General features: G+C 38.5%; 14 protein-coding genes. 2 read left to right on the forward strand and 12 right to left on the reverse strand.

Translation table 11 applies throughout. From position 1 onward, the window contains the following. Positions 1-88: 88 nt before the first annotated feature. From ACG59Z_RS09750 to ACG59Z_RS09760, 3 genes are all read right to left on the reverse strand, one after another. On the reverse strand, positions 89-478 hold the full coding sequence (locus tag ACG59Z_RS09750) for a tautomerase family protein (protein WP_400199031.1): 390 nt from the start codon (positions 476-478) through the stop codon (positions 89-91). Between the two features lie 128 nt (positions 479-606). Then, on the reverse strand, positions 607-948 hold the full coding sequence (ygaH, locus tag ACG59Z_RS09755) for an L-valine transporter subunit YgaH (protein ID WP_263613527.1): 342 nt from the start codon (positions 946-948) through the stop codon (positions 607-609). Position 949: 1 nt separating this feature from the next. Then, positions 950-1,672 (reverse strand): AzlC family ABC transporter permease, encoded by a 723-nt coding sequence (locus tag ACG59Z_RS09760; RefSeq protein ID WP_400199082.1) that lies wholly within the window; start codon positions 1,670-1,672, stop codon positions 950-952. Positions 1,673-1,791: 119 nt separating this feature from the next. On the opposite strand from ACG59Z_RS09760, the gene ACG59Z_RS09765 reads away from it, so the two are divergent. Continuing rightward, positions 1,792-2,262 carry a hypothetical protein gene (locus ACG59Z_RS09765; protein ID WP_400199033.1) on the forward strand — a complete coding sequence of 157 codons (471 nt, stop codon included), beginning with the start codon at positions 1,792-1,794 and terminating at the stop codon, positions 2,260-2,262. A gap of 69 nt (positions 2,263-2,331) precedes the next feature. Here ACG59Z_RS09765 and ACG59Z_RS09770 read toward each other — a convergent pair whose 3' ends face one another. Both ACG59Z_RS09770 and ACG59Z_RS09775 read right to left on the reverse strand, forming a co-directional pair. Next, positions 2,332-2,667, reverse strand: a complete 336-nt coding sequence (locus tag ACG59Z_RS09770) for a hypothetical protein (RefSeq protein ID WP_396462817.1) — start codon at positions 2,665-2,667, stop codon at positions 2,332-2,334. Positions 2,668-2,836: 169 nt separating this feature from the next. Further along, on the reverse strand, positions 2,837-3,544 hold the full coding sequence (locus ACG59Z_RS09775) for a Crp/Fnr family transcriptional regulator (RefSeq protein ID WP_400199035.1): 708 nt from the start codon (positions 3,542-3,544) through the stop codon (positions 2,837-2,839). Between the two features lie 91 nt (positions 3,545-3,635). Here ACG59Z_RS09775 and ACG59Z_RS09780 point away from each other — a divergent pair, with 91 nt between their 5' ends. Beyond that, complete coding sequence (locus ACG59Z_RS09780) at positions 3,636-4,157, forward strand: DUF962 domain-containing protein (protein ID WP_049065043.1); 522 nt, start codon at positions 3,636-3,638, stop codon at positions 4,155-4,157. Between the two features lie 51 nt (positions 4,158-4,208). Here ACG59Z_RS09780 and ychF read toward each other — a convergent pair whose 3' ends face one another. The 7 genes from ychF to ACG59Z_RS09815 all read right to left on the reverse strand — a co-directional run bounded on the left by ychF (position 4,209) and on the right by ACG59Z_RS09815 (position 11,443). Further along, the gene (gene ychF, locus ACG59Z_RS09785; RefSeq protein WP_004642544.1) at positions 4,209-5,300 is read right to left on the reverse strand and encodes a redox-regulated ATPase YchF; all 1,092 of its coding nucleotides are present in this window, start codon (positions 5,298-5,300) and stop codon (positions 4,209-4,211) included. Positions 5,301-5,393: 93 nt separating this feature from the next. Further along, a complete protein-coding gene (locus ACG59Z_RS09790; protein ID WP_004792864.1) occupies positions 5,394-6,053 on the reverse strand; it encodes a methionine ABC transporter permease in 660 nt (219 codons plus the stop codon). Next, entirely contained in the window at positions 6,034-7,110 is a 1,077-nt protein-coding gene (locus ACG59Z_RS09795; RefSeq protein ID WP_400199041.1) for a methionine ABC transporter ATP-binding protein, read from the reverse strand. Before ACG59Z_RS09795 ends, ACG59Z_RS09790 begins: the two co-directional genes overlap by 20 nt. Positions 7,111-7,115: 5 nt before the next feature. After that, positions 7,116-7,949, reverse strand: coding sequence for a MetQ/NlpA family ABC transporter substrate-binding protein (locus ACG59Z_RS09800; protein WP_400199042.1), 834 nt, complete (start codon positions 7,947-7,949; stop codon positions 7,116-7,118). Between the two features lie 13 nt (positions 7,950-7,962). Next, a complete protein-coding gene (locus ACG59Z_RS09805; protein ID WP_400199044.1) occupies positions 7,963-8,793 on the reverse strand; it encodes a MetQ/NlpA family ABC transporter substrate-binding protein in 831 nt (276 codons plus the stop codon). Positions 8,794-8,807: 14 nt separating this feature from the next. Next, complete coding sequence (locus ACG59Z_RS09810; protein ID WP_400199045.1) at positions 8,808-10,220, reverse strand: LLM class flavin-dependent oxidoreductase; 1,413 nt, start codon at positions 10,218-10,220, stop codon at positions 8,808-8,810. After that, positions 10,220-11,443, reverse strand: coding sequence for an SfnB family sulfur acquisition oxidoreductase (locus ACG59Z_RS09815; protein WP_400199046.1), 1,224 nt, complete (start codon positions 11,441-11,443; stop codon positions 10,220-10,222). Before ACG59Z_RS09815 ends, ACG59Z_RS09810 begins: the two co-directional genes overlap by 1 nt. Positions 11,444-11,451 lie beyond the last annotated feature (8 nt).

An 11,451-nucleotide genomic window follows, 5' to 3' on the forward strand; every position in this document is an offset into this window, starting at 1 on the left:
TTTTTTAAGCATAGCAGAACTTATGGTGGAGTTAAGCCTTATAACGCATAAAAAGATGAATTTTGTCAGACAATGCGGTAAGTCGTTTTTAAACGTTAACTTGATAATTTAAACGTAATTCATCTGCGTTTTGACCACGGATGCCCCAATTTTCTTTAGGGGTTTCAAAAATAGTGATTTCAATGTCTTGAGGATTAATTCGGCAATACTGTTCAATATTACGAAATAAAGTTTGAATTAATCTTTTCTTGGCTTCGGTACTTCGGCCAGTAAACATTGAAAGTTCAATAATAACGTAGTGCTGGCTTCGGTCTGATGGATAGATAAAATTTTCTGGTTTAAGGCTAATAAACCTTTGAAATCTCTTCTCGATTGGGTATTTCAACTCTTCAATGAGGGCCTGATGAACTGCATGAGAAAGCATTTCTCGATACTGCATGATGGTTTGTTCATTTGCATAAATTTTAACTTGTGACATTTTTATCTCTAATCGCTAGATGGTGTTATCTTTTAATAAATTTCAAAAATGAATTTTCATGCTAGAAGTCATTATTTTTAATCACTTCTAGTATTTATATATTATATAAGGTTGATAAGTTTATCTATTTATAAAGGTAAATAAGTGTAGATCAAGCCATAAACGAGCGCAGCAGTTAACGTTGCTGGAACAATTTTCTTAAATTTAAAATAAAGACCTGCTAAAACCAGAAAGCCGATGAGCATAGCTAAACTTTTATCTGGATTTTTAAGAAGTGGTGGAAGAGTTGCTACCACAAGCATGGCGCTAATTGCAGATATACCAATACTTCCCAATGCAATTTTTATCCATACAGAACCACGTTTTTGATGAGAACCTTGTAGTTTTTGTATAACGAAGAATGGTCCGAAACGTGAAGCAAAATTGGCAATACCAACAATAATACCCACCAAAATAATTTCTAAATTCATATCAGGCTTCAACCTCATCAAACTGTTTCAGCACATAATATTTAAATAGACCCGCTAAAATGCCTGAAAAAATACCAATAAAAATAGCAGCAGATAAGTTAATCCAATAACAGGCTAAGGCTGAAACCACTAAGGATACGCCGACAACCAAAGTATGTTTACGTTCAAAAGCCGCGAGTAAAAAACTTAAAAATAAAGCTGGTAGTAAAAAGTCTAGAGCTGCTTGTAAAAATTTTGGAAGATGAGCGACTTGATCTGCAAAGAGTCCACCTAACAACGAACCACTTGCCCACGACATCCAGCTGAACAGACTTAAACCTAACATCCAAGATTCAGACCATTGCTGCTTGCGCTGTGAAAGCTGAATCATTCCACTCGCAAAAACTTCATCTGTAAGACCCCAAGCCCAAACAGCTGTCTTTTTTAAGTTCAGTTTATTCGGAATTAGGTTATAGAGCGCTGGACCATAAAGGACATGGCGAATATCAAGTGCAATAACCGTTAGGGCAGTTAACCAGATAGATGAACCACTTGCTAAAAGAGCCACCACTAGAAATTGGCTAGCACCGGCATACATGGAGCAAGAAAGAAAAAATGCTTCCCACGGGCTAAAACCAAATTGAGATGCTGAAACGCCAAAAGCAAAAGAAACGGGTAAATAGGTAAGTACGATGGCTTGACTATCTTTGGCACCTTGCCAAAAAGTTGCTGTTTGAGCAGCCATCTGTTGTTGATTTGACACAATGCACCTTGGCAGGAAAACAATTATAAAAACTTGAAAGATTGAGTATTGTAGCCGAATTTAATAGCATAGTGCCGAAATGTTTAATTCGGCAGTTTGATATGTTCAAGTCAAAGACTCGTTTAGTTTATATCGCCATCCTGAGTGCGAGCGTATTTATATTGCAAGGCTGTGATAATGGAAATCAGAGCACGGATAAAAAAGTTGAAATTAAACCAGCGCCGAAATTAACCAATGATGCAACGGTCTATGCAAATAAGGCATGGACATTAATTAACACGGTTGATCCTTTAGTCTATGGGAAACAGCTTAATCAAATCAATGATAAGGTTCGTAAACCGCTACGTCAGCTCAGTACGGATTGGCGTATTAATGTAAAAATGACAGATTCGGTAACTGAAGGAAAATATGCACTTTGCCGCAAAGCCTTAACAAGTCTAGATGTGTGGGCAAGAGAAACTGTGGAAAATTCAAATTCTGTTGCTCAAAAACAAGCTGATTACGAGCGTGATAAACAGCAGTGTAAGGATGCAATTGCAAATCCAAATTTAGGAAATACATCTCCAAAATAAAGTCATTGCATATAAAAAAGCGAGATTTTGAATCTCGCTTTTTTTAACTCATAAATTAATCAATATTAATTATGGTTTTGTCGCAGTTTTAGCAGTGTTCGCAGTTTTTACAGCATCTTGTTTCATTTGGTGAGTAGCTTGATTTGCTTCTTGTTTAGCGTGAGTTGCGCTAGTCATTGCAGCATGTTTCTGCTCATTCATATCTTTTTTAACATCTTGTTTTGTTTTTTCAGCTTCTTTTTTTGCTTTTTGAGCAGTAGTTTTGCCGCTTACAGCAACACATTTACCGCCTTTATGATGTGGTCCAGTTCCTCCTTGGAGTTGAGTTCCCTTTGGACATGCAAATGCCGAAACACTTAACATTGCCAATACGCCAGCTGTAAGAATTGTTGATAATTTTTTCATGTTAATCAGCGCCTTGTTGAGTTTTTGAGTATTATTGCTCAGTCTGAGTGTAAAATGAAAATTTCTGTTTTGGAATACTTATTTTGTGAAATAGAGTTTGAACAATGTTTTATTTTGCAGTGTTATCTGATTTTTTAATTTAATTTTAAGTTTTTATTATATAGCGTCTTTAAGTATTAGATTTTGCAATTAAACTTAATTTTTCGATATCTAAAATTTCAATTTTTCTAAAGGCAATTTTAATAATATTTTGTTTTTCTAACAAGTTTAATTCGTGATTAATGGTCTGTCTCGAGACGGTTAGCATATTAGCTAATTGGTCTTGAGAAATATGAATTTGTCTTTCTTGGACAATAAGATGATTGCCGTAACCCTCTAGAATAAATAAAAGACGTTGAGCAAGTCTTTGAGAAATACTGCGTGTTTGGATAGCGATCTGTTCTAAAAAAACATATCTGAGCTTTTGACTGGTTAAGCGCGCGAAGTAGTACCAATAATACGGATTGTCCTTGAGTAGCTCATTTAATGGTTTTGCAGGAATATGTAGAACGATACTTTTTTTCAAAGCAATCGCATCGTGCGAACGTGGTTCATGATCAATCAGCGATATTTCACCAAACCACATAATTGGCTCAGCAATTGCAGAAAGGGCTTCGTTACCATTTACGTCGACATAACCTAAGCTAATTGAGCCTTCAAGCACAGTATAAATACCATCAAATACATCTTGGGCACGGAACACATAATTGTTTTTTTCAAATGTTCTTTGCTTACCATGTTCTAAAATAAAATTTTGGAATGCTTCCGGAAGCAAACTAAACCATGTATTTTCTCTTAGTCGATTAATATAAATAAGATCCAATATCAGCCCATCCATGAAAAAATCATTACTTTGTCAAATAGCTGACAACTTTAAGTTTTCCTTATTTGTACAGTATGACTATAGATAGATGAATAGGGAACAACTCATGTCAAATCTGGAGCAACAGCTTAGCAAATATGCAGCTTACCACTTAAATCATCAAAATATTTTGACGCATTTTATCGGTATTCCGCTCATCGTGTTTTCAATTTTATGTTTAACTGCGAGAGCTGGAGTCGATATTGGCAGTTTTAAACTGACTTTAGCTGTAGTGTTGATTGCAGTTAGTACGATCTATTATTTCATTTTAGATAAAGTTTTTGGCGTAATTATGCTGATTCTTTTAGCCGCTGTGTATCCACTGGCGAGCCAAATTGCTCAATTATCCTTAGGACAATGGTTAGCGGCAAGTATTGGTTTCTTTGTGGTGGGTTGGGTCTTTCAGTTTGTTGGGCATTATTTCGAAAAGAAAAAACCAGCTTTTGTTGATGATGTGATTGGACTTGCCATAGGGCCATTATTTGTATTGGCAGAATTTATATTTATGCTAGGTTTTAGAAAGCCTTTGCATGCGCGTATTTTACAAGAGGCGCGCAGTAAACGAGAGGCGATGGATTTAAGTCATTAACAATAAAAAAAGCCCCAATATGATGGGGCTTTTTCTTTCTTAAACTTTAACTTATACGTTAAAACGGAAGTGCATTACATCGCCGTCTTGAACAACGTAAGTTTTGCCTTCTAAACGCCATTTACCAGCTTCTTTAGCGCCGTTTTCACCGTTGTATTGTACGAAGTCATCATATGCAACAACTTCAGCACGGATAAAGCCTTTTTCGAAGTCAGTATGAATCACACCAGCTGCTTGAGGAGCGGTTGCGCCAACTTTTACTGTCCATGCACGAACTTCTTGTACACCAGCAGTGAAATAAGTCTGTAAACCTAAAAGCGCATAACCTGCACGAATAACCACATTTAAACCTGGTTCTTCCATGCCCATTGCTTCTAAGAATTCAGCACGATCTTCATCTTCTAATAATGAAATTTCAGCTTCGATCTGGTTGCAAAGAGGAACAACAATTGCGTTTTCTTCAGCCGCAAGTTTTTTAACTGCGTCTAAGTGGGGGTTGTTTTCAAAACCATCTTCAGCAACGTTTGCAATATACATGGTTGGTTTTAAAGTCATTAAACCAAAACCACGAACTAATTTACGCTCGTCATCAGACAAATCAGCCGCGCGAGCTGGTTTACCTTCGTCAAGTAAAGGTTGGATTTTCTCTAAAACTGCTTTAGTTGCTACAGCTTCTTTATCACCGCCTTTAGCAACTTTAGTTAAACGTAAAATTGCTTTAGCAACAGTTTCAAGATCGGCAAGCGCAAGTTCAGTATTAATCGTTGCAATGTCGTCTAATGGATCAATTTTACCATTTACGTGAATTACGTTTTCGTCTTCGAAACAACGTACAACATGAGCGATTGCATCAGTTTCACGGATGTTAGCAAGGAATTGGTTACCTAAGCCTTCACCTTTTGATGCACCAGCAACAAGACCTGCAATGTCCACAAATTCCATTGTAGTTGGCAAAATACGCTGTGGTTTAACAATCGCAGCAAGTTTGTCTAAGCGTGGATCTGGTACAGGAACAATACCTGTGTTTGGTTCAATGGTACAGAAAGGGAAGTTTTCCGCTGCAATCGCTGCTTTCGTTAATGCATTGAAAAGGGTAGATTTCCCTACGTTTGGCAGACCAACAATACCGCAATTAAAACCCATGAAAACCACTCACAAATGTGTAAATTAAAAATTGTTGCTGATTTTACATGAAAGCCATGACAAAGTCATGGCTAGAGCGGGGTTGTATTGCTTTTAAACTTTACGTTTATCAAGTTGCTGGGCTAATGCATCGCCAGTCGCTTGTACTAACATGACTAAAACAATAAGCACAAAAATTACAGCCAACATAATTTGCATATCAAAACGTTGATAACCATAACGATAAGCAATGTCTCCTAGGCCACCTGCACCAATAGCACCAGCAATCGCAGAGGAGTTAATCATAGTCACAATAGTCACGGTAAAGCCTGCTACAATACCCGGCAAAGCCTCTGGTAAAAGCACATGCCAAATAATTTGTTTACGGTTACAACCCATGGCTTGTGCAGCTTCAATTAAACCTTGGTCGACTTCACGTAAGCTGACTTCTGCAATACGCGCAAAAAAGGGAATTGCTGCAATAGTTAAGGGAACAACCGCTGCCCAAACCCCATAACTTGTCCCGACAATCCAGCGAGTAAGCGGAATAAGTGCAACCATTAAAATAAGAAAGGGCACAGAACGAGTAATGTTGATGACCCAACCTAAAGCCTGATTAATCTTTTGTGACGGATGAATGCCATGCTCAGAAGTGCTAACTAAAACAACAGCAATAGGTAAGCCAATTAAAAAAGCAATAAACGCAGATGCACCTACCATGAGTAAGGTATCTACAGTTCCAGTAATTAATAAATCAATGAGCTGGTCGTGCATAGCCAAGTACCTCAAATTGTGCAATTGCAGTTGATGCATCTTGTCGTATAGATGAAAGATTAATTTCTACGTTAGGAATACCGACTAAAAGTGAACCAATAATGTGCCCTTGAATGGTATCGACCTGACTTTGATATAAATTGACGGGTGCTTTGAATTTGGCAAGTAGTTCTTGAATATCCGGAACCTGATGTGCTTCAGCTTCATATTTCAGTTTTACAATAATATGAGTCGAATCTTCATCGGGTAGAGTACTGATTTTAAAAGGCAGGGTGATCTGTTCAAGATTCAGTAATTCTTGAGTAATCTGTTGTTCTGGTCGTGAAAATACAGACCAAACTTGCCCAGCCTCTACAATTTCACCTTGGTCAATCACCACGACTTGATCACAAATTTCTCGAATGACTTGCATTTCGTGAGTGATGAGTACAATCGTTAGACCAAGTTCCTGATTAATCGTTTTAAGTAAAGCCAAAATAGTGGCAGTACTTTCTGGATCAAGTGCTGAGGTGGCTTCATCGCAAAGTAAAATTTCTGGATGGTGAACAAGTGCACGTGCAATACCGACACGTTGCTTTTGTCCGCCTGAAAGTTGCGACGGATAATGACCAGACTTATCTGCAAGACCTACGAGTGCCAGAACTTCATTTACACGTTGATCGATATCTGCTTTGTTGTAATTGGAAACTTTTAAGGGCAATGCCACATTTTCCCAGACCGTTTTTGCAGACATCAAATTGAAATGTTGAAAAATCATTCCAATGCGTTGGCGAGTTTGAATAAGCTCTGAATGACTCAATTCAGCAATGTTTTGTTGATGAATATGAATGCTGCCAGTATTTACTTGTTCTAAGCCATTTAATGTGCGGAGTAGGGAAGATTTTCCCGCACCACTTTTACCAATAATGCCTAAAATCTTACCTTGAGGAATATCAAGGTTAATCTCTTTTAAAGCATGCAGTTTTTGACCCTGCGATTGGTAAAACTTATTTAAACCACGAATTTTGATATGGGGTAGAGAAAAATCAACTTGTGATCCAAAACTCACCATTGTCATTCTCCTTATTTCCAGCCTTGAAACCACATACCTTGGCCAAAGTCTTTATCCAGAATATCTTGTGCTTGTTTTGAGTTCTGGAATGCTTTAACAAAGGTTGCAAGTTTTTGGTTTTTATCTTGGTAATCGCGACGGGTCACAAACAAAATTGCATATTTTTTATCGATTGGGTCCAAAAATAATGCGCTATGTGGGTCGGTTACCTTTGCCATTTTTAAGTAGTGAGGGAAGCCGAAAATTAAATCGACATCGTTATATGCATGTGCTGTCTGCGGGCCTTCAACCTCAACAAAGCTCAGCTGTTTGGGATTAGCAATAATGTCTTGAGTGGTTGAAAGTTCATTATTAATGTCTTTAAGCTGAATTAAACCTGCACGGTGCAATAAAATTAAAGCGCGAGCTAAATTGACGGGATCGTTTGGAATAGCAACACGTGCATTTGAAGGTAAGTCTTTAAGTGATTTATATTTTTTTGAATATAAACCGACATGACTTCCTGAGCCCACGGCAAATGCATGTAAGTCATAACCCGTTTCTTTAACAGCATTACGTAGAAATACGCTTTGCTGGAAAAAGTTTGCATCAATATCACCGTTTTGTACGGCAACATTTGGTGCTCGCCAATCAGAAAATTCAACAAGCTTGACATGAACGCCTTGCTTTTCTACTTCATTGGCAACACTTTGTAATAACTCAGCATAAGGTGGACTAATGCCAATCGTTAAAACATCATCGGCTTGTTTATTTTTAATATAACGGTAACCGACGAGGCCCAGAACTACGATTAAAATCGTAATTCCGAGTAACCAAGGCTTATGCTGTTTGAACTGAATCGCCATAATATTTCCGTTATTACTTCCAGCCAGGGAACCAAAGTTTTGGCCCAATCTCAGCGTCTAAAACAGCTTTAACTTTTGGCGAGTTTTGATAGATCTCAACAAATTTCTTTAATTTATCGCCCTTATCTTGATAGTCGTCACGTACTACAAACAAAATGGCATAACGTTTATTGGTATTGTCATCCAGTAAAAGTGCACTATTAGGGTCAGCTGTTTTTGCTAAGCGTAAGTAATGTGGATAGCCAAAAGCTAAGTCAACATCATCAATTGCACGAGCAGTTTGTGGTCCTTCAACCTCAATAAATTGCAAGTTTTTAGGGTTTGAAACAACATCTTTGAGTGCAGATAAATGATTGTTTGAATCTTTAAGCGTAATTAATTTAGCTTGCTGTAAAAGGAGTAGGGCACGACCTTGATTCACTGGATCATTTGGGATGACTACACGTGCGTTTTGTGGCAATTCATCAAGGCTTTTATATTTCTTTGAATAAAGTCCCACATGTGATGCTGCCCCTACTGCAAATGCTTTTAATTTAAAGCCAGTTTCTTTAATTGCATTGTCTAAGAAAGGTTGGTGCTGGAAAAAGTTGGCATCAATATCCCCATGATTTAAGGTAATGTTTGGTGTGTTCCAGTCAGAAAACTCAACCAGTTTCACATTTAAACCTTGTTTCTTTGCTTCATCGGCAGCAGCTTGTAAAGGTTTTGCAAATGGTGGACTAATACCAATCACAAGTTCATTTGAGCCACTTTGACGATGTTTATTCCATAAGAATAAAGCAACAAAAAGGACTACAACGACTAAGCCTACGCCTAGCCATTTTTTAGAGGCTATTTGAGCCATGTCTATCTCCAAATTTAAGCGGTTATTTCTTCAATTTTTGTTAGGTTTTTGCTGTTGTTATAGGGACTACATCGGAACGCTTGAACAGGGTGCTGTTCTGGTAATTGATCACCCCGATTAAAAATTTTGTTCCGTAGTGAACCCGTTTTATATGCAGTTTTATAGCGACCACGTTGCTGTAGTTCAGGAATAACCAAGCGAATAAAGTCGTGGTGAGACTCAGGCGCAACTGTACGTGTCAAATTAAAGCCATCAATATCGGTCTCATCTAAAAGATGAATTAAGTATTCAGCAACTTCTTCGCCACTACCCACGATGAGGGGATAACGACCACCTAAAACATGCTGAGCTTTTAAATCATTTTTCGTGATTTGTTGCTCTTTAAACTTTTCGGTAATTGAAACAATACTGTTACTTTTTTGGTAAGGAATCGCTTCATCGTCGGCAAATTTACTTAAGTCGATGCCAGTTGAACTCGCATAATGCGCGAGGCCTGCTTCAGGACTTGCATACTGACGATATTCATTAAGTTTTTGTACAGCCAGATCATGTGTTTCGGCCACAACAACGGTGATGCCAACGAAGACTTTAATGTCATCCGCTGAACGGCCTTGCTGTTCTGCAAGAGCACGAATCTTTTTCACTTGGTCGCGTATTTTTTCGGGTTTGTCGCCGCCAATAAACACACATTCAGCATGACGAGTAGCAAACTGCATACCTTTTGGTGAAGCACCTGCTTGAAACAGTGTTGGGGTGCGTTGCACAGAAGGAGACACCTGAAACACACCTTCACTTTGGTAATATTTTCCCTGGTGGTGAATGGTGTGAACTTTAGATGGATCTGTAAAAACACGCTGTACTTTATCTTTTTTAACGGCGTCGTTTTCCCATGAACCTTCCCAATATTTATAGCAAAGTTCTAAAAATTCTTCGGCTTGTTCATAGCGAGCATCGTGGTCTTTTAAACCTTTTTGGCCAATCAAGCGTTCTGCACTATCTAGATAACCCGTCACGATATTCCAGCCAATACGACCTTGAGTTAAATGGTCGAGACTCGCAAAGCGGCGGGCAAATTGATAAGGATGCTCATAGCTTAAGTTCACAGTGACCCCAAAACTTAAGTTTTGAGTGACTGCCGCCATAGCAGAAATGAGTGTAGATGGATCATGGCTCGGAAGCTGAATGGACTCTTTTAAAGTCAGATCAATACCGTTTTGATAGACGTCATAGACACCTGTAATGTCCGCAATAAATAAACCATCAAATAAACCACTTTCTAAGGTTTTGGCTTGTTCTGTCCAATAGCTCAGTTCATTAAAGCGGTGTGATTCATCACGTGGATGTGTCCATAAGCCATGATTGATATGTCCAACACAGTTCATATCAAAGGCGTTTAGTAAAATTTCTTTCGCTTTAAAATCAGCCATTACAATGTCCCCCGACGAGGTGGTAGAACACCGTTAAGAACATAGTTCCCAATAAAGTAATATTTCCATCGCGCAGCATCATGCAATGTATGAACGCGCGCATTACGCCAGAAACGGTCTAAGCCGTCTTGTGACTGACTACCACGACTACCAGCAAGTTCAATCAGCTTAGACGATGCTTTTAGTGCGGTATCGCTACTATGAGCACGTACTTTGGCCACATCAATTGAAGCTTTAGCAATACTTTCAGGTGTGGTTTCAATTTTTGCGGCATCAATTGATTGAGCAGCTTGTTTTAATAGCACTTCACTTGCCCGTACATCTACGGCAATGCGTCCTAATTCATAAATCGTTAAAGGATCTTGGTTTGCTGTTTCTACATTTGAATCAATCCATGGGCGGGCTTGATGTACTCTTTGCAAGCTTTCTTCAAAGGCTCCACGTGCAATGCCTACCTCAATTGATGCATGCATAATTTGAGCAAAAGGGCCCACTAAGGTTGGTTGTAAGAATGCAGTATCAAAAGGAATAACATCATCTGTATCGACAAAAACCTGATCAAATTTAACTGTGCCGCTGCCTGTGGTTTTCTGTCCAAAGCCAGACCAGTCATCAACAAGTTTCAATCCTTGTGAACCACTTTTTACAAAGGCTAGATATTCTCGGCCTGCATCGTCTAAAACTAAGGTTGGAATACGGTGAGCAAATAAACTTCCTGTGCAGTAAAACTTTTCACCCTGAATCAAATATCCATTTTCATGCGGACGAATGTTGGTTTGTTTATGAGTTGAAGTTTTAGTTTTAAACTCGGCAAGTGCATTACCAAAGCGAGTACCATTTAAAACTTCGCCGTATAAACGTTGTTTTTGAGCTTCTGTGCCTGTATTGCGCAATACTTCTAAGGCATAGAAATGGTTTTGTGGAATTTGTCCAATTGAACCATCTGCACCGCTTAAAAGTGCAATCACTTTAGCAACTGTATGACTTGAAACTTCAGCACCGCCATATTGTTTTGGTACTGTAATTGCCCAAAGCCCTGATTGGCTCAAAGCATCGATTTCGGTATAGGGTAAAATTCGTTTAGCGTCTCGCTCAACTGCGGTTTTTTTAAATTGCTCAGCAAACTGTTTTGCAACTTCTAAAGCTTCAGCATCATTTTGAATAATGTGTGCTTGGCCAGATGCCGATGTTTGTTTAGTTTGAACCGATTGATATGAAGTCATGACAATTT

It is taken from the genome of Acinetobacter sp. ABJ_C1_1, from assembly GCF_044684115.1.
GTDB lineage: Bacteria > Pseudomonadota > Gammaproteobacteria > Pseudomonadales > Moraxellaceae > Acinetobacter > Acinetobacter nosocomialis_A.

Excerpts from the sequence above, each read along its gene's own strand:
- ACG59Z_RS09750 (WP_400199031.1), bottom strand. The coding sequence starts at position 478 with ATGTCACAAGTTAAAATTTATGCAAATGAACAAACCATCATGCAGTAT.
- ygaH (WP_263613527.1), bottom strand. The coding sequence starts at position 948 with ATGAATTTAGAAATTATTTTGGTGGGTATTATTGTTGGTATTGCCAAT.
- ACG59Z_RS09760 (WP_400199082.1), bottom strand. The coding sequence starts at position 1,672 with ATGGCTGCTCAAACAGCAACTTTTTGGCAAGGTGCCAAAGATAGTCAA.
- ACG59Z_RS09765 (WP_400199033.1), top strand. The coding sequence starts at position 1,792 with ATGTTCAAGTCAAAGACTCGTTTAGTTTATATCGCCATCCTGAGTGCG.
- ACG59Z_RS09770 (WP_396462817.1), bottom strand. The coding sequence starts at position 2,667 with ATGAAAAAATTATCAACAATTCTTACAGCTGGCGTATTGGCAATGTTA.
- ACG59Z_RS09775 (WP_400199035.1), bottom strand. The coding sequence starts at position 3,544 with ATGGATGGGCTGATATTGGATCTTATTTATATTAATCGACTAAGAGAA.
- ACG59Z_RS09780 (WP_049065043.1), top strand. The coding sequence starts at position 3,636 with ATGTCAAATCTGGAGCAACAGCTTAGCAAATATGCAGCTTACCACTTA.
- ychF (WP_004642544.1), bottom strand. The coding sequence starts at position 5,300 with ATGGGTTTTAATTGCGGTATTGTTGGTCTGCCAAACGTAGGGAAATCT.
- ACG59Z_RS09790 (WP_004792864.1), bottom strand. The coding sequence starts at position 6,053 with ATGCACGACCAGCTCATTGATTTATTAATTACTGGAACTGTAGATACC.
- ACG59Z_RS09795 (WP_400199041.1), bottom strand. The coding sequence starts at position 7,110 with ATGACAATGGTGAGTTTTGGATCACAAGTTGATTTTTCTCTACCCCAT.
- ACG59Z_RS09800 (WP_400199042.1), bottom strand. The coding sequence starts at position 7,949 with ATGGCGATTCAGTTCAAACAGCATAAGCCTTGGTTACTCGGAATTACG.
- ACG59Z_RS09805 (WP_400199044.1), bottom strand. The coding sequence starts at position 8,793 with ATGGCTCAAATAGCCTCTAAAAAATGGCTAGGCGTAGGCTTAGTCGTT.
- ACG59Z_RS09810 (WP_400199045.1), bottom strand. The coding sequence starts at position 10,220 with ATGGCTGATTTTAAAGCGAAAGAAATTTTACTAAACGCCTTTGATATG.
- ACG59Z_RS09815 (WP_400199046.1), bottom strand. The coding sequence starts at position 11,443 with ATGACTTCATATCAATCGGTTCAAACTAAACAAACATCGGCATCTGGC.